This window comes from Pseudomonas solani (assembly GCF_026072635.1).
Taxonomy (GTDB): Bacteria; Pseudomonadota; Gammaproteobacteria; order Pseudomonadales; family Pseudomonadaceae; genus Metapseudomonas; species Metapseudomonas solani.
Genome location: NZ_AP023081.1, coordinates 3869364 through 3886119 on the forward strand (window position 1 = coordinate 3869364; position 16756 = coordinate 3886119).

Here is a 16756-nt window from a genome sequence, read left to right on the forward strand (position 1 = left end):
CCGCACATGGGCCTGGTCCTGATCCTGGCGGCGTTGATCGCCTTCATCGTGCTGTCCACCACTCGCTTTAAACTGCACCCCTTCCTCGCGCTGCTCGCCGCGGCCTTCATCGCCGGCTTCGCCTACCAGGTGCCCACCGGCGAGATCGTCAAGACCATCACCACCGGCTTCGGCAGCATCCTTGGCTACATCGGCATCGTCATCGTCCTGGGGACCGTCATCGGCGTGATCCTCGAGCGCAGCGGCGCGGCCATCACCATGGCCGAGACGGTCATCCGCCTACTGGGCGAACGCTTCCCCACCCTGACCATGTCGATCATCGGCTACCTGGTGTCCATCCCGGTGTTCTGCGACTCCGGTTTCGTCATCCTCAACTCGCTGAAGAACGCCCTGGCGGCGCGCATGCGCGTCTCCACCGTGGCCATGAGCGTGGCCTTGGCCACCGGCCTCTATGCCACCCACACCTTCGTGCCGCCCACCCCCGGCCCCATCGCCGCCGCCGGCAATCTGGGCCTGGATGCCAGCCTCGGGCTGGTGATCGCCGTCGGGCTGGTAGTGGCACTGGCCACCGCCCTGGCCGGCATGTGGTGGGCCAACCGCTTCATCGGCCGTGAGGTGGAGTTGGAGGACGACCCGCTTTCGCAATCGGCGGACCAGGACTTCGCCGCCCTGCGCGCCGGCTACGGCAAGCTGCCCAGTGCCTTCCAGGCCTTCGCGCCGATCTTCGTGCCCATCCTGTTGATCTGCCTGGGCTCCATCGCCGCCTTCCCCGCCAAGCCCTTCGGCAGCGGCACCTTCTTCGGCCTGCTGAGCTTCCTCGGCCAGCCGGTGGTGGCCCTGCTGGTGGGCGTCGCCCTGGCCTGCACGCTGCTCAAGAGCGACGACAAGCGCAAGGAATTCCATGATCGTGTGGTGGAGGGCATCGTCTCCGCTGCGCCCATCCTGCTGATCACCGGTGCCGGCGGCGCGTTCGGTGCCATGCTCAAGGTCACTCCCCTGGGCGACTACCTGGGCAGCACCCTCTCGGCGCTGGGCATCGGCCTGTTCATGCCTTTCGTGGTCGCCGCCGCATTGAAGACTGCACAAGGCTCGACCACCGTGGCGCTGGTCACCACTTCCGCCTTGGTGGCGCCGCTGCTCGGGCAGCTTGGCCTGGACAGCGAGATGGGCCGTGTGCTCACCGTGATGGCCATCGGCGCCGGCGCCATGACCGTGTCCCATGCCAACGACAGCTTCTTCTGGGTGGTCACCCAGTTCAGCCGTATGCCGGTGTCCCTGGCCTACCGCGCGCAGACCCTGGCGACCCTGGTACAGGGTATCGTCGGCATGCTCGTCACCTGGCTGCTCAGCCTGATCCTGCTCTGACCGCAGTACCGCCCGGAGCCAGGTGCTCCGGGCACATCCCGAGGTAACCCGATGAAGATTGTGATTGCTCCCGATTCCTTCAAGGAAAGCCTGAGCGCGCCCGAAGTGGCTGCCGCCATCGGGCGCGGCTGGTCGTCGGTATTCCGGGCGGCCCAAGTGCTGCTTCGGCCCATGGCCGATGGCGGCGAAGGCACGGTGGACACGGTGCTCGCGGCCAGCGGTGGCGAGCGGCGTATGGCGACCGTGCGCGGGCCCCTGGGGGATGAGGTCGAGGCGCACTGGGGCTGGCTGGGGGAGGGCAGCGCCATCATCGAAATGGCTGCCGCCAGCGGGCTGCATCTGGTGCCCGCCAGCGAGCGGGACGCTACCCGTACCAGCAGCTTCGGCACCGGTGAGCTGATCCGCCAAGCCCTGGACGCCGGCGCCACGCGCATCATCCTCGGCCTGGGCGGCAGTGCCACCAACGATGGCGGGGCCGGCCTCATGCAGGCCCTGGGGCTGCGCCTGCTGGATGCCGACGGGCGCGAGCTGCCACCCGGTGGCGCTGCCCTGGCCGATCTGGCGCGGATCGATCGCGGCGGCCTCGATTCACGCCTCGCCCATGTGCAGTTCGAAGTCGCGGCGGATGTGGATAACCCGCTCTGTGGTTCCCGGGGCGCCTCCTACGTCTTCGGCCCGCAGAAGGGTGCGAGCCCGGCACAGGTCGAGCAGCTGGATGCGGCGCTGCAACGTTATGCACAGGTGGTCGCCCAGGAACTGGGGCAGGACCACAGCCAGCAACCCGGCGTCGGTGCGGCCGGTGGGTTGGGCTTCGCTGCCCGGGCCTTCCTCGGGGCGTGTTTTCGTCCGGGGATCGAGCTGGTCGCTGAACTGGCCGGGTTGGCCGAGGCGGTGCAGGGCGCCGACCTGGTGATCACCGGAGAAGGGCGTCTCGACTCCCAGAGCCTGCATGGCAAGACGCCGGTGGGCGTGGCGCGTGTCGCACGGGCCGCCGGCGTGCCGGTCATCGCCCTGGCGGGCAGCCTGGGGGAGGGTTACCAGCGCCTGCGCGAGGCGGGTATCGAGGCGGCCTTCAGCCTGGTGCCCGGGCCGATGACGCTAGAGCGGGCGATGGCCGTGGCCGGTGATGAACTGGAGGCGCGTGCCGCCGATATCGCCCGGCTCTGGGCCTTGGCGGGGCGGGCTCAGGCCCCGGGGTAGCGCTGGGCGGCGCGCTCCAGCCAGGCGGGCAGGTCCTTGCGCTTGACCTTCTCGCGGCGGGCGGCCTGCAGCTGTTCGAGCATGTAGTTGCGGCGAGCGGCGTCCGCGCCGGCGAGGGACAGCGCCAGGTCACGGTCCATCCAGCGCTTGATGCGCACGTAAATCCACCAGTGGAAATACAGCCCCGCTGCGGTGGTGGTGACGATGATGAAGTAATCCATGAACTACCCTTGCTCTGGCGGCACCCGGGCGCCTTGGCGTTGTCCGAGTGGTGAGTCTGTATGGAAACTGAACGGGTCGGCAGTTTGTTCAGGCGCCGGGTGACAGTTTCCGCCGCTGCGGAGTCTAATGGACGAGCATCCAATCTGGAGGAAATGCTATGCGTAAATCCGTTCTGCTAGTCGCTTCGTTCTCTGCGGTAGCGATGCTTCTGGGCGGCTGTCAGTCGAGCCTGACCGGAGACACCTATTCGCGCGACGAAGCACGCCAGGTGCAGACCGTGCGCATGGGCACCATCGAATCGCTGCGTCCGGTGAAGATCGAAGGTACCAAGACCCCGATCGGCGCAGGCGCCGGTGCGGTCGTCGGCGGTGTCGGCGGCAGCGCCATCGGTGGCGGGCGTGGCAGTGTGGTAGCGGCTGTGATCGGTGCGGTTGCCGGTGGCCTGCTGGGCGCTGCGACCGAAGAAGGCCTGACCCGTACCCAGGGCGTCGAGATCACCGTTCGCGAAGACGACGGCTCCATGCGCGCCTATGTGCAGGAAGTGCAGGAAAACGAGATTTTCCGTGTAGGCGAGCGCGTTCGCATCATGACCGTCAACGGTACCAGCCGCGTTTCCCACTGATCCCGGTTCGCCTGCAGGAGCGAGTCGGCCCCCGTTTCGTCTCCCGTCTGCATCGCTGCCTTCCCAACGCGGCTGCCCCTCATGGGGTAGCCGTCGTCGTTTCAGGGAGACGGGTTTCGCTAGTTTTTTGAAATAATTCAATGCATGTCCGGCAATCGATAGTTATGGATAATCGTCGAGTTTTCGCCTTGCCGGACTTCAGCGCTGGACGGGGCCTAGTTTGGGAGGGTCATCGATGTTTCTGGCGCTGATTGTCGCGCTGCCTTTTCTGGGCGCTCTGTTGCCTTTGCTCGCCGAACGCCTGGGACGTAACCAGGCGTCGCTGGCGGCTGCCTTCGCGCCGCTGGCCGGGCTGATCCTGCTGCTGATGCAGGCCCCCGCCGTGCTGGGTGGGGAAACCCTGAAGCTGATGCTGCCCTGGTTGCCGGGGCTGGGCCTGAACTTCAGTCTGCGCCTGGATGGCCTGGGTTTTCTCTTCGCGTTGCTGATCCTCGGCATCGGCCTGCTGGTCATCCTCTACGCCCGCTACTACCTGTCCGAGCGCGAACCCATCGGGCGCTTCTTCGCCTTCCTGCAGCTGTTCATGGGCGCGATGCTCGGTGTGGTGCTCTCGGAGAACCTGCTGCTGATGCTGGTGTTCTGGGAAGCCACCAGCCTGTCGTCCTTCCTGCTGATCGGCTTCTGGGGCCATCGCTCGGATGCCCGCAAGGGGGCGCGCATGGCGCTGACGGTGACCGGCGCCGGAGGCCTCGCGTTGCTGGCGGGCATCCTGCTGCTGGGCCACGTGGCCGGCAGCTTCGAGCTGAGCGACGTGCTGGCTGCGGGCGACCGCATCCGTGCCCACGCGCTCTATCCGGTGCTGCTGTGCCTGGTGCTGCTGGGCGCGCTGACCAAGTCCGCGCAGTTCCCCTTCCACTTCTGGCTTCCCCACGCGATGGCGGCGCCGACCCCGGTGTCCGCGTACCTGCACTCGGCGACCATGGTCAAGGCCGGCGTCTTCCTCCTTGCGCGGCTCTACCCGGCGCTGGCCGGCACCGACTGGTGGTTCTACCTGGTGAGCATCAGCGGCCTGGCGACCCTGCTGCTGGGCGCGACGATGGCGCTCTTCCAGCATGACCTCAAGGGCCTGCTGGCGTACTCGACCATCAGCCACCTGGGCCTGATCACCCTGCTGTTCGGCCTCGACTCGCCGATGTCCAACGTCGCGGCGGTGTTCCACATCATCAACCACGCCACCTTCAAGGCCTCACTGTTCATGGCCGCCGGGATCATCGACCACGAGACCGGCAGCCGCGACATGCGCCTGATCAACGGCATGTGGCGCTACCTGCCGCACACCGCAGTGCTGGCGATGGTGGCGTCCCTGGCGATGGCTGGGGTGCCGCTGCTCAATGGCTTCCTCAGCAAGGAGATGTTCTTCGGCGAGGCCCTCAGCCAGGACATGGCCGGCGGCCTGCACTGGCTGCTGCCGCTGGGCGCGACCCTGGCGGGCGTGTTCTCCGTGGCCTATTCGCTGCGCTTCGTGCATGACGTGTTCTTCAACGGTGAGCCCAAGCCGCTGCCGAAATTCCCGCCCCATGAGCCGCCGCGCTACATGAAGGTGCCGGTGGAGATCCTCGTCGCGCTTTGCGTGCTGGTGGGCATGGCGCCCAACTTCACCGTGGCGCCGCTGCTCGCCGTGGCCGCCAGCGCCAGCCTGGGTGGCGAGCTGCCCGAGTACAGCCTGGCGATCTGGCACGGCTTCAACCTGCCGCTGGCGATGAGCTGCATCGCCCTGGTCGGCGGCGTGCTCCTCTATATCGGGCGCAAGCCGCTGTTCCGCTGGTACGCCGGCTTGCCGGATGCCGATGCCAAGCTGGTGTTCGAGGGGGTTATGCAGCGCCTGGTGCGGGGCGCCACCCGCCTGACCGCCAGCCTGGAGAACGGCTCGCAACAGCGCTACCTGGCTCTGCTGCTGCTCGCGGCAGTGGTGGTGGTGGCCGTGTCGCTCTGGCCCCTGGCGCAGTTGACCGGCTCGCGCCCGGCGATACCGCTCGATGGCGCCAGCGTGGTGGGCATGCTGGTGCTGTCGGTGGCGGGCGTGCTCACCGCCGTGTTCCATCGCCAGCGCCTGGTGGCCCTGCTGATCCTCGGCGTCGGCGGCCTGCTGGTAGCCCTGGCCTTCGCTCGCTTCTCCGCCCCCGACCTGGCGCTGACCCAGCTCTCGGTGGAAGTGGTGACCATGGTCCTGCTGATGCTGGCCATGTATTACCTGCCTTCGCGCACGCCTAACGAAAGCACCCTGGGCCGGCGCACCCGCGACCTGCTGCTGGCTCTAGCCGGCGGCGGTGTGGTGGGGCTGCTGACCTACGAGGTGCTGACTCGGCCCTACCAGACCATCGCCGACTTCTTCCTGGAGAACGCGGTGAGCGGTGGCGGCGGCCACAACGCGGTGAACGTGATACTGGTGGACTTCCGCGGCTTCGACACCCTGGGCGAGATCACCGTACTGGCCATCGCCGCAGTGGGCGTCCACGCGCTGCTTTCCGGCCTGCGCCTGACCAACCCCACCTGCGATCCCCAGGGCCGCAACTGGGCGCGCTCCAGCCGGCCGCTGATCCTCGAGACCCTCTCGCGCCTGCTGCTGCCGCTGGCGCTGCTGGTGTCCGCCTTCATTTTCCTGCGTGGGCACAACCTGCCTGGCGGTGGCTTCATCGCCGGGCTGATCACCGCCTCCGCGCTGATTCTGCAGTACATCGCCACCGGTTCGGCCTGGGTCGAGCAGCGCCGGCCGCTGCGCTACCAGCGCCTGGCCGGTGCCGGGGTGATGATCGCCGGTCTCACCGGGCTGGGCAGCCTGGTGTTCGGCGCCCCCTTCCTGACCTCGGCCTTCGATCACTTCCACCTGCCGCTGGTGGGCGAGATCGAGCTGGCCACCGCGCTGTTCTTCGACCTGGGCGTATACCTGGCCGTGGTCGGGGCCGTGATGCTGATGCTGGCCGGCCTCGGCAAGCTCAGCCTGCACCCGCCAATCACCGAGGAGATCCACTGATGGAGGCCCTGTTCGCCGTCACCCTTGGCCTGCTCACCGCCAGCGGCATCTACCTGCTGCTGCGGGCGCGCACCTTCCCCGTGGTACTGGGGCTGACCCTGCTGTCCTATGCCGTCAACCTGTTCCTCTTCGCCATGGGCCGCCTGGCCGGCGACGCGGCGGTGATCGGCAGCGGCGGCCAGTACGCCGACCCGCTGCCCCAGGCGCTGGTGCTCACCGCCATCGTCATCGGCTTCGCCGTGACCGCCTTCGTGGTGACCCTGGCGCTGCGCGGCGTGGGCGAGCTGGGCAATGACCACGTGGATGGCCGCGCGGACGGGGAGGGGCGATGAGTCACCTGTCCATCCTGCCGATCCTGATTCCGATGTTCGCCGGGGCATTGCTGCTGATGTTGCCCTCCCTGGAGCGGCTCAAGCGCAGCATCTCGGTGCTCGCCACCCTGGCCCTGGTGCCCCTGGCGCTGGTGCTGATGGCCCGCGCCGACGACGGCCAACTGCAGGTCTATGCCCTGGGGGGCTGGCAGCCGCCGTTCGGCATCGTCCTGCTGCTGGACCGCTTCGCCGCGCTGATGCTGCTGGCCACCGCCGTGCTCGGCAGCGCCGTGGTGCTCTATGCCATTCGTGGCGACGACCGCCGTGGCCTGCGCTTCCATGCGTTACTGCAGTTCCAGCTGCTGGGCATCAACGGCGCCTTCCTGACGGGTGACCTGTTCAACCTTTTCGTGTTCTTCGAGGTCATGCTGATCGCCTCCTACGCGCTGCTGTTCCACGGCGGCGGTGCGGAGCGGGTGCGTGCCGGGCTGCACTACGTGGTGCTCAACCTGGTGGGCTCGGCGTTCTTCCTGATCGCCGTCGGCGTGCTCTATGGCATCACCGGCACCCTGAACATGAGCGACCTGGCCAACAAGGTGGCCCTGGCCGATGCCGACAGCGCGCCGCTGCTGGCCGCCGCCGGGCTGCTCCTGCTGGTGGTGTTCGCCCTCAAGGCGGCACTGCTGCCGCTGCACTTCTGGCTGCCACGCGCCTATTCGGCTGCCAGTGCGCCGGTGGCGGCGCTGTTCGCGATCATGACCAAGGTCGGCGTCTACTCCATCGTCCGCGTCTACCTGCTGGTGTTCGGCGCCGGTGCCGGGCAGCTGGCCGATCTCGCCCTCGACTGGCTCTGGCCCCTGGCCCTGGCCACCATGGCGCTGGCCGCCATCGGTGCCCTGGCCGCCGACCGCCTGCAGGGGCTGGTGGCCTACATGGTGCTGCTCTCCGCCGGCACCCTGCTGGCCGCCGTGGCCCTGGGGACCCCCGAGTCCCTTGCCGCCGCGCTGTTCTACCTGCTGCACAGCACCTGGGTGGCCGGCGGGATGTTCCTGCTCGCCGACCTGATCGCCCGCCAGCGCGGCGACAAGGCCGGCCTGCTGGTGCAGGGCCCAGCGCTGATGAACCCGCACCTGCTGGGCGGCGCCTTCTTCTTCGCTGCCATCGCCGTGGCTGGCCTGCCGCCCCTGTCCGGTTTCATCGGCAAGGTGCTGCTGCTCAAGGCGGTGGCGCCGGGCATGCAGGCGGCGCTGCTGTGGTCGGCGCTGCTGGGCGGCAGCCTGCTCGGCCTCATCGCCCTCAGCCGTGCCGGCAGCACGCTGTTCTGGCGGGTCGGCAACGACAGGCTCGGCAGCGCCGAACTGGACCGTGGCCGCCTGCTGGCGACCTTGGCCCTGCTGGCCACCGCCGTGGCGCTGGTGGTCTTCGCCGCGCCGCTGCTGGAGTACGTCCAGGCCACCGCCGCGCAGCTGCATGACGTCGGCCTCTATCGCCAGGTGAGCCTGCAAGGAGTGGCGCCATGATCCGCCGCCTGCTGCCCCATCCGACCATGAGCCTGCTGCTGTTGCTGGTATGGCTGCTGTTGTCGAACTCCATCGCCTTCGGCCACTGGCTGCTGGGTGGCCTGCTCGGGGTGGCCATCCCGCTGCTGTGCAACCCGCTGATGATCGACCGCCCCGGGAGTGGCACCCGACCCGTCTGGGGCGTTTCGTGCTGCTGGTGATGTGGGACATCCTGGTGGCCAACTTCCAGGTCGCGCGCCAGACCCTCGGCCCGCTGGAGCGGCTGCGCCCGGCCTTCGTCGAGGTGCCCATCGACCTGGACGACGAGATGGCCATCAGCATCCTGGTGTGCGTGGTTTCGCTGACCCCGGGCTCGGTCTCCGCCGACCTCTCGGCCGACCGCCGGACCTTGCTCGTGCACGCCCTGGACGTCCCGGACGACGCCGCGCTGATCGCCGAGATCAAGTCGCGCTACGAGGCGCCCCTGAAGGAGGTCTTCCCATGCTCGCCTACGTGATCCCGCTGTGCCTCGTGCTGCTGGTCATCGCCCTGCTGCTGACCCTGGCACGCCTGGTGCGCGGCCCCTGCCTGCCCGACCGGGTGCTGGCCCTGGACACCCTCTACGTCAACGCCATCGCCCTGCTCATGCTGCTGGGCATCTGGCAGGGCACCAACCTCTACTTCGAAGTGGCGCTGCTGATCGCCGTGCTCGGCTTCGTCGGCACCGTGGCGGTGGCCAAGTACATGTTGCGAGGAGACATCATCGAATGAACGCCGAGCCCCTGGCCCTGTGGGTCGAGATCCTCATCTCGCTATTCCTCCTGCTCGGCGCCGCCTTCGTGCTGATCGGCGCCATCGGCCTGTTCCGCCTCCCGGACTTCTTCATGCGCCTGCACGGGCCGACCAAGGCCACCACCCTGGGTGTCGGCAGCCTGGTGGTGGCCTCGCTGATCTACTTCTCGGCTACCCGCGAGGGGCTCAGCGTGCATGAGCTGCTGATCAGCCTGTTCCTCTTCATCAGCGCCCCGGTCAGCGCCTACATGCTGGCCAAGGCGGCGGTGCTGCAGCAGCTGCCGCTGACCCGCAAGACCCGCGGCAAACCCTGGGAGCAGTAACAGTTTCATCGCCCCGCTGTGCCTGTCGCGACGCCGTCCTGGCGCCTAGACTTGGGTTTTCCCCGGAGGCAGTCGATGGCGCAGCAAGGTCGTTGGGTGGCGGTCGCCTGCCTGGTGCTGGCCATGGCCCTGTGGGGCAGTTCCTTCATCGCCCTCAAGCTGGCCTTCCGCGAGGTCGCGCCCATGTGGGTGATCTTCGCGCGCATGGCCCTGGGCAGCCTGATCTTCCTGCTCGCCTGGCGCTGGCGCGGTGACTGCGATCCGCGGCCTGGCGACTGGAAATACTTCCTTGGCCTGGCCGCCTGCGAACCCTGCCTGTACTTCATCTTCGAAGCCCTGGCCCTGCAGCACACCAGCGCCGCCCAGGCGGGCATGATCACCGCGCTGCTGCCCCTGCTGGTGGCCGTCGGCGCCTACGTCTTCCTCCGTGAACGCATCACCCGCACCACCCTGGCGGGCTTTCTCCTGGCGGTGGCCGGTGCGGTGTGGCTGAGCCTGGCCAGCGAGGCGGACCCCCACGCCTCGGCGCCCCTGCTGGGCAACTTCTACGAATTCCTCGCCATGGTCTGCGCCACCGGCTACACCCTGCTGCTCAAGCACCTGTCGGCGCGCTATTCGGTGTTCCTGCTGACGGCGATGCAGGCCTTCATCGGCGCGCTGTTCTTCCTGCCGGTGGCGGCGCTCTCGGCGCCGCTGCCCGAAGCGCCCAGCGCGCTGGCCATCGGCGCCATGGTCTACCTGGGCGTGGTCGTCACCGTCGGCGCCTATGGCCTGTACAACTTCGGGGTGGGCCGCCTGCCGGCCAGCCAGGCGTCGGGGTTCATCAACCTGATTCCGGTGTTCACCCTGATCTTCGCCATGCTCCTGCTGGATGAGCGCCTCAGCCCCATGCAGCTGGGCGCTGCCGCCCTGGTGTTCGCCGGGGTGGCCCTGAGCCAATGGCGCAATGCTCCGCCGGCCCCCGCCGGCATCCTGGATTGAGAAGAGGCTGACATGAACGACCCCCGCACCTGGACCCAGGAAGCCATCCGCATCATCGAGGCGGACTTCCAGCGCAGTGCCGACACCCACCTGATCCCCCTGCCGCTTCCCGGCCTGCCGGGCATCGAGCTGTACTTCAAGGACGAGTCGAGCCACCCCACCGGTAGCCTCAAGCACCGGCTGGCGCGCTCGCTGTTCCTCTATGCCCTGTGCAACGGCTGGCTCAGGGCCGGCGCGCCGGTGATCGAGGCGTCCAGCGGCTCGACGGCGATCTCCGAAGCCTATTTCGCCCGCCTGCTGGGGTTGCCCTTCATCGCCGTGATGCCCGCCACCACCTCGCCGGAGAAGATCGCCCAGATCGCCTTCTACGGCGGCAAGAGCCACCTGGTGAACGACCCGACGCAGATCTACGCCGAGTCCGAGCGCCTGGCCCGCGAGAGCGGCGGCCACTTCATGGACCAGTTCACCTACGCCGAGCGCGCCACCGACTGGCGGGCCAACAACAACATCGCCGAGTCGATCTTCCAGCAGATGCGCCACGAGCATTTCCCCGAGCCGGCCTGGCTGGTCTCCAGCCCCGGCACCGGTGGCACCCTGGCGACCCTGGGCCGCTACGTGCGCTATCGCCAGCACTGCACCCGGGTGTTCTGCGCCGACGCCGAGCGCTCGGTGTTCTTCGACAGCTACCGCAGTGGCGACCGCAGCCTGACCCTGGAGCTGGGGTCGCGCATCGAGGGCATCGGCCGTCCCCGGGTGGAGGCCTCCTTCCTGCCCCAGGTGATCGATGCCATGGCCAAGGTGCCCGATGCCCTGTCCCTGGCCGCCATGCACTACCTGGCCCAGCGCCTGGGCCGCCGCGTGGGCGGCTCCAGTGGCACCAACCTGGTGGGTGCATTGCTGGTGGGGCTGCGTATGGTCGCGGCGGGGGAGAAGGGCTCGGTGGTGGCGATCCTCTGCGATGGCGGCGAGCGCTACGCCACCACCTATTACGACGACGCCTGGCTGCAGTCCCAGGGCTACACCCTGGAGCCCCTGGTGGCGGCCATCGCCGCCTGCGCGGAGCAAGGTGCGGCCTTGCCCGATTCGATCCAGGTGGCGGGCCTGTGAGCCTGGATGACGGCGTGCAGCTGCGCACCGCGCGGGCTGGGGATATCGAGGCGATGGCCGCCTTCATCTTCGAGCACGGCCCCAACCCCTGGAATTTCCTCCCGGAAGACGAAGTGCACGAGCACTTGGCCGGTATCGCCGATGGCCGCGTGCAGGCATTGCTGGCCGAGGAGCGAGGCTTGCTGGCCGGCTTCATCACCTTCTACTTCAGCACCGGCTTCGCCGAGCACCAGGAGGCCGGCCGTGGCGATTCGTCCCGCGCCTATGTCTGCGAGGCGGTGGTGCACCGCGAGTTGGCCGGGCGCGGCCTGGGCTCGCGCATGCTGCGGGCAGTGGTCGAGCGCCTGGCGGAGCAGGGCGTGGGGGATGTCTATATCGAGCGTCACGAAGAGAACGCGGGCTCGGCAGGGATGATGCGTAAGGCGGGCTTCCGCGAGGTGCGCACCTTCGATGACCCGCAGCGCCGTGCCACCGGTTCGCGGCGCACGACGCTCTGTCACCTGCGGCTGGACTGAGGCTCAGCGCTCCAGCCAGGCCAGCATCACGTCCAGCATGCGGTTGGCGAAGGCCCATTCGTTGTCGTACCAGGCCAGCACCTTGACCAGTTCGCCCTGCACGCGGGTGTGGGCGAGGTCCGCCACGCAGGACACCGGGTGGCCATTGAAGTCCACGGACACCAAGGCCTCTTCGTTGCACTCCATCACCCCCGCAGGCATGCGCGCGGCCCTTCGCGCAGGGCGGCGTTGACCGCCTCGCGGGTGGCCGGGCGCTCGGCGATGAAGCTCAGGTCCACCAGCGATACGTTGGGCGTCGGCACCCGCACCGCCATGCCGTCCAGGCGCCCGGCCAGCTCGGGGATGACCAGGCCGATGGCCCGCGCCGCCCCGGTGGCGGTGGGGATCATCGACAGGGCGGCGGCGCGGGCGCGGTAGAGATCGTCGTGGGTCTTGTCCAGCAGGTTCTGGTCGTTGGTGTAGGCGTGCACCGTGGTCACCAGGCCGCTGCGGATGCCGAATGCCTGGTGCAGCACCTGGGCCAGGGGCGCCAGGCAGTTGGTGGTGCAGGAGGCGTTGGAAACGATGCGCTGCTCGCCCAGCAGCCCATGGTTGACGCCGTAGACCAGGGTCAGGTCGGCGCTGTCCAGCGGGTGGGAGAGCAGCACCCGGGGGGCGCCGGCGGCGAGGTGGCGTTCCACCTGTTCGCGGCTCTTCATGCGGCCGGAGCATTCCACCACCAGGTCCACGCCCAGCTCGCTCCAGGGCAGGCGTACCGGGTCGCTCTGGGCGAGCAGGCGGATGGACTGCAGGCCGATGTCCATGCAGTCGCCGTTGAGCTTCACGGGGCAGGCGAAGCGGCCGAAGGTGGAGTCGAAGCGGGTCAGGTGGGCGAGGGTGGTGGCGTCGCCGAGGTCGTTGATCGCCTCGATCCGTACGCGGGCGTCGAGGCCCCGTTCGAAGAGGGCGCGGACCAGGGCGCGGCCGATGCGGCCATATCCGTTCAATGCGATGCGCAGCATGTCGTTCTCCTTGTGCTTGTCCATGGACAAGCTTAGGAGGTCGCCGCCGGTGGCGCGCCCCGACCGCCCGGTTATGGCGGCCGAGTGTGCAGCGGGAAAGCGGCCCGGCCGGGGTCGGCCGGGCAGGGGATCACTCGTTGCGCGAGCCGCCGAAGTAGGCGCAGCCACGCAGGGGCTTGCCGTCCAGGCGCAATTCGGCGGTCAGGTGCTGCACCGAGCCGCTCATGGCGTCGACGCAGCGCTGCGGGGCGACCCAGAGCTCCACGCGCTTGCCGTTGGCTTCGCTGGTGAGGTTGAAGCGGCCGTCGGGCAGCTGTTCTTCCATGTAGGGCAGGGCGACGGGCTCCTGGCCGAGCTGCTCCAGCACCAGGCCCTTGGCGTTGACGTTGATGTTCCACTCCGGCTCGTGGCCGCTGGCGCGCAGCAGCAGGCGCTTGAAGTTGAGGTCTTCGCAGCCGTGGCCTTCGCGCTGTAGGCGATAAAGCTGGGTGACGTCCATCTGGCCGTCGGCGCCCTTGCTGGCGCCGAGGTTGCCGCGCAGGTCGACGAATAGCGGGCCGGGGCCATCGTCCAGCAGGGTGGCGGCTTCCTGGAGGATGCCGGTGGCGCCGCTGTCGGCGACCACGAAGCGGCGCTGCTCGGAGCAGGGGCGGAACAGCAGGTGGCCGGCGTCGGCGCTCAGCTCACCCTGGGTGCGTGGCGCCAGGGGCGCGGGTGCGTCTTCGGTGGCGAGCATCTGGCAGCCGGCGAAGAGGGGGAGCAGACTGAAAAGCAGTGGACGGACAACGCGCATCGGTGGGCCTCCTGAAGGGAGCGGCCACGTTACCGGGGCGCATCGGTGATCTCAAGGGCGGGGAAGCAGGATGATCCAGTGCAGGCGGGTGTACGAGGAGAAGCGGGACGACGACGGCCAGCGGGTGCTGGTGGACCGGCTGTGGCCCCGGGGCTGCCGCAAGGAGGCGCTGGGGCTCGACGCCTGGTTGCGCGAGGTGGCGCCTTCGGCCGAGCTGCGCCGGGACTTCTGCCACGATCCGGCGCTGTTCGAGGAGTTCCGCCTGCGCTATCGCGGTGAGCTGGCGGCCCACCCCGAGCATTGGCAGGGGCTGCTGCAGATGGCTCGGCAGGGCACCCTCACGCTGCTGTTCGCCGCCCGCGAGGAGCAGGCCAACAACGCCCGGGTGCTGGCCGAGTTCCTCGAGGAGGAACTGGACCGCGAAGGCCCGTCCAGCTCGCCGGTGTGTTACGCCGGCGAGGCTTGAGCCTTACCAGACGCGGTACACCTGGCCGGTCTGCGCGCCCTCGGCGCTCTTCGCATAGGCCAGGGCGGCGACGGCGGCCGGCACGGCTTTGTAGCCACGGAAGAAGGGGCCGTAGGAGGGCAGGGCCTCTTCGATCACCGTGGGGCTGACGCTGTTGATGCGCAGTCCGCGGGGCAGCTCGATGGCGGCGCTTTTCACGAAGCTGTCGAGGGCACCGTTGACCATGCTCGCCGAGGAGCCGGCGCGGATCGGGTCGTCGCTGAGCACGCCCGAGGTGAGGGTGAAGGAGGCGCCGTCGTTGGCGAACTCGCGGCCGATCAGCACCAGGTTCACCTGGCCCATCAGCTTGTCCGCCAGGCCCACGGCGAACTGCGCCTCGCCCATTTCCGCCAGCGCGCCGAAGTGCACCTTGCCGGTGGCGCTGATCAGTGCGTCGAAGCGGCCGGTCTGCTCGAACAGGCGGTGGATCGACGCGGCGTCGCGGATGTCCACCTGGAAGTCGCCGCTGCTGTGGCCGACGCGGATGATCTCGTGGCGTTCCTTGAGCTCGTTGTCGATGGCCTGGCCGATGGTGCCGCTGGCGCCGATGAGGATGATCTTCATGGGTTCGATTCCTGCGTGTGTGGATGACTGAAGCCAGTGTAGAGTCGCTTTTGTTGTCGATAATCCAGACAATCGGAAACCTGTGGTTCTCATATGGAAACAGTGAGGGGCTCCCATGAGCGAGATGGATGACCTGGCGGCCTTCGCCGTTCTGCTGGAGGCGGGCAGCTTCACCCGCGCCGCCGAGCGCCTGGGCTGCAGCAAGGGGCAGTTGTCCAAGCGCATGCGCCAGCTGGAGCAGGGCCTCGGCGCCACCCTGCTGCATCGCACCACGCGACGGCTGGACCTTACCGCCGCCGGCGCCGCGCTGCTGCCCGAGGCCCAGGCGCTGCTGGCCCAGGCCACTCGGGCGCGCCAGGCGGTGCAGCGCCTGCAGGAAGACATCAGTGGGCGGGTGCGCATCACGGTGCCGGTGTCCCTGGGCGAGACCTTCTTCGATGCGCTGTTGCTGGAGTTCACCCGCCGTCATCCCGACGTGCGGGTGGAGCTGGACCTGAGCAACAGCTACCGCGACCTGGTGGGGGAGGGCTATGACCTGGGGGTGCGCTCCGGTCCGCACCTGGACGAGCGCCTGGTGGCGCGGCCGCTGTTCTCCCTGGAGGAGATCACCTGCGCCGCGCCCGCGTACCTGGCCCGCCATGGCGAGCCCCAGGCACCGGCGGACCTGGCCGGGCACCAGTGCCTGCTCAACACCCATTACGCCGGCTTTGAAGAATGGCTCTACCACCGCCAGCACCAGCTGGAGCGGGTCAGCGTGGCCGGCAACCTGGCGAGCAATCACTACAGCCTGCTGAAGAAGGCGGCGTTGTCCGGGGCCGGCATCGCCCGGCTGCCGTCCTACATGTTGCATGACGAACTGGCCGATGGGCGCCTGGTGTGGCTGCTGCGTGGCTACCAGACACGGCAGTCACCGGTGTTCCTCGTGCATCCCTTCCAGGGCGGCCTGCCCCGGCGCACCCAGGTGCTGATGGATTACCTGCTGGACTGGTTCGAGCGCAGCCGTCGGGCGCTGGACAGGTTGGGGCTGTAGAGGGCTCCTGCTCAGCCTGGGTTTCGCTGCGCTCTACCCATCCTACGTCTGAGAAACCCAGCGCAGAGGGGCCGGGCAGTGCGATGTCGGGCCTCGCTGCGCTCGGCGCCAACCTGCGGTGCGGCTCCCGGCCCTTGTTTCCGGCACCAATGAAAACGGCCCGAAAGGGGCCGTTGTCGTATTGCAGCGGGGATCAGCCGCCCAGGTAGGCGTCGCGCACCTTGGGGTCGGTGAGCAGCGCTTCGCCAGTGCCTTGCATGACGATGCGACCGTTCTCCAGCACGTAGCCGCGGTCGGCGAGCTTGAGCGCCTGGTTGGCGTTCTGCTCGACGAGGAACACGGTCACGCCATCACGGCGCAGCTGTTCGATGATGTCGAAGATCTGCTGGATGATGATCGGCGCCAGGCCCAGGGACGGCTCGTCGAGCAGCAGCAGTTGCGGCTTGCTCATCAGCGCGCGGCCGATGGCGAGCATCTGCTGTTCGCCACCGGACATGGTGCCGGCGCGCTGCTCGAAGCGTTCCTTGAGGCGCGGGAAGAGGCCGAGGATCTTGTCCATCTGCTCGTCGTAATCACCCTTGGGCGTGAAGAAACCGCCCATGGCCAGGTTCTCCTCGACGGTCAGGCGGGCGAACACGCGGCGGCCTTCCGGCACCACCGCGATGCTCTTGCGCATGATGTCGCTCGATTCCTGGCCGACCAGTTCCTCGCCCAGGTAGCGGATGCTGCCGCTGGCGGCGCGCGGCGAGCCGCAGAGGGTCATCAGCAGGGTCGACTTGCCAGCACCGTTGGCGCCGATCAGGGTGACGATCTCGCCCTTGCTCACTTCCATGCTGACGTCGTGCAGCGCCTGGACCTTGCCGTAGAAGGTGGAAACCTTGTCGAAACTCAGCAT

General features: G+C 68.5%; 17 protein-coding genes and 2 pseudogenes. 14 read left to right on the plus strand and 5 right to left on the minus strand.

All coding sequences use genetic code 11. The annotated features are described in order from the left end of the window. Positions 1-6: 6 nt before the first annotated feature. Positions 7-1365 carry a GntP family permease gene (locus PSm6_RS17650; RefSeq protein ID WP_021219219.1) on the plus strand — a complete coding sequence of 453 codons (1359 nt, stop codon included), beginning with the start codon at positions 7-9 and terminating at the stop codon, positions 1363-1365. Between the two features lie 51 nt (positions 1366-1416). Next, entirely contained in the window at positions 1417-2565 is a 1149-nt protein-coding gene (locus PSm6_RS17655) for a glycerate kinase (RefSeq protein ID WP_265167874.1), read from the plus strand. Here the strand turns inward: PSm6_RS17655 and PSm6_RS17660 are convergent. Continuing rightward, entirely contained in the window at positions 2550-2786 is a 237-nt protein-coding gene (locus PSm6_RS17660; RefSeq protein ID WP_021219221.1) for a hypothetical protein, read from the minus strand. The two genes, PSm6_RS17655 and PSm6_RS17660, sit on opposite strands and share 16 nt — an antisense overlap. A 158-nt stretch (positions 2787-2944) precedes the next feature. Here PSm6_RS17660 and PSm6_RS17665 point away from each other — a divergent pair, with 158 nt between their 5' ends. The 10 genes and pseudogenes from PSm6_RS17665 to PSm6_RS17710 all read left to right on the plus strand — a co-directional run bounded on the left by PSm6_RS17665 (position 2945) and on the right by PSm6_RS17710 (position 11968). Further along, positions 2945-3409 carry an outer membrane lipoprotein gene (locus PSm6_RS17665; RefSeq protein WP_031287607.1) on the plus strand — a complete coding sequence of 155 codons (465 nt, stop codon included), beginning with the start codon at positions 2945-2947 and terminating at the stop codon, positions 3407-3409. 235 nt (positions 3410-3644) lie between these two features. Continuing rightward, complete coding sequence (locus tag PSm6_RS17670) at positions 3645-6440, plus strand: monovalent cation/H+ antiporter subunit A (protein ID WP_265167875.1); 2796 nt, start codon at positions 3645-3647, stop codon at positions 6438-6440. Next, positions 6440-6772, plus strand: coding sequence for a Na+/H+ antiporter subunit C (locus PSm6_RS17675; RefSeq protein ID WP_265167876.1), 333 nt, complete (start codon positions 6440-6442; stop codon positions 6770-6772). The genes PSm6_RS17670 and PSm6_RS17675 overlap by 1 nt, the downstream gene beginning before the upstream one ends. Further along, positions 6769-8271, plus strand: a complete 1503-nt coding sequence (locus PSm6_RS17680) for a monovalent cation/H+ antiporter subunit D (protein ID WP_021219225.1) — start codon at positions 6769-6771, stop codon at positions 8269-8271. The genes PSm6_RS17675 and PSm6_RS17680 overlap by 4 nt, the downstream gene beginning before the upstream one ends. After that, a pseudogene (locus PSm6_RS17685) lies at positions 8268-8767 on the plus strand (Na+/H+ antiporter subunit E). The gene PSm6_RS17680 and the pseudogene PSm6_RS17685 overlap by 4 nt, the downstream one beginning before the upstream one ends. Then, positions 8752-9021 (plus strand): K+/H+ antiporter subunit F, encoded by a 270-nt coding sequence (locus PSm6_RS17690; RefSeq protein WP_021219227.1) that lies wholly within the window; start codon positions 8752-8754, stop codon positions 9019-9021. The pseudogene PSm6_RS17685 and the gene PSm6_RS17690 overlap by 16 nt, the downstream one beginning before the upstream one ends. Then, complete coding sequence (locus PSm6_RS17695; protein ID WP_184491429.1) at positions 9018-9365, plus strand: Na+/H+ antiporter subunit G; 348 nt, start codon at positions 9018-9020, stop codon at positions 9363-9365. The genes PSm6_RS17690 and PSm6_RS17695 overlap by 4 nt, the downstream gene beginning before the upstream one ends. Before the next feature lie 75 nt (positions 9366-9440). Continuing rightward, positions 9441-10346: a DMT family transporter gene (locus PSm6_RS17700; RefSeq protein ID WP_021219229.1), complete on the plus strand. Its 906-nt coding sequence runs from the start codon at positions 9441-9443 to the stop codon at positions 10344-10346. 12 nt (positions 10347-10358) lie between these two features. Next, entirely contained in the window at positions 10359-11453 is a 1095-nt protein-coding gene (locus PSm6_RS17705) for a PLP-dependent cysteine synthase family protein (protein WP_021219230.1), read from the plus strand. A gap of 2 nt (positions 11454-11455) precedes the next feature. Next, positions 11456-11968 carry a GNAT family N-acetyltransferase gene (locus PSm6_RS17710; RefSeq protein WP_037021657.1) on the plus strand — a complete coding sequence of 171 codons (513 nt, stop codon included), beginning with the start codon at positions 11456-11458 and terminating at the stop codon, positions 11966-11968. 3 nt (positions 11969-11971) lie between these two features. Here PSm6_RS17710 and gap read toward each other — a convergent pair. Together gap and PSm6_RS17720 are read right to left on the minus strand one after the other, a co-directional pair. Beyond that, positions 11972-12969, minus strand: a pseudogene (gap, locus tag PSm6_RS17715) (type I glyceraldehyde-3-phosphate dehydrogenase). A 130-nt stretch (positions 12970-13099) separates the two neighbouring features. Then, a complete protein-coding gene (locus PSm6_RS17720; RefSeq protein ID WP_021219233.1) occupies positions 13100-13762 on the minus strand; it encodes a COG3650 family protein in 663 nt (220 codons plus the stop codon). A gap of 70 nt (positions 13763-13832) precedes the next feature. Between PSm6_RS17720 and PSm6_RS17725 the strand changes: the two genes are divergently transcribed. Next, positions 13833-14228: a DUF488 domain-containing protein gene (locus PSm6_RS17725; protein WP_031287611.1), complete on the plus strand. Its 396-nt coding sequence runs from the start codon at positions 13833-13835 to the stop codon at positions 14226-14228. A gap of 3 nt (positions 14229-14231) precedes the next feature. On the opposite strand, the gene PSm6_RS17730 is transcribed toward PSm6_RS17725, so the two are convergent. Further along, a complete protein-coding gene (locus tag PSm6_RS17730) occupies positions 14232-14831 on the minus strand; it encodes a short chain dehydrogenase (protein ID WP_021219235.1) in 600 nt (199 codons plus the stop codon). 115 nt (positions 14832-14946) lie between these two features. On the opposite strand from PSm6_RS17730, the gene PSm6_RS17735 reads away from it, so the two are divergent. Further along, the gene (locus PSm6_RS17735) at positions 14947-15861 is read left to right on the plus strand and encodes a LysR family transcriptional regulator (protein ID WP_021219236.1); all 915 of its coding nucleotides are present in this window, start codon (positions 14947-14949) and stop codon (positions 15859-15861) included. Between the two features lie 193 nt (positions 15862-16054). Here the strand turns inward: PSm6_RS17735 and PSm6_RS17740 are convergent, their stop codons facing one another. Beyond that, complete coding sequence (locus tag PSm6_RS17740; RefSeq protein ID WP_021219237.1) at positions 16055-16756, minus strand: ABC transporter ATP-binding protein; 702 nt, start codon at positions 16754-16756, stop codon at positions 16055-16057.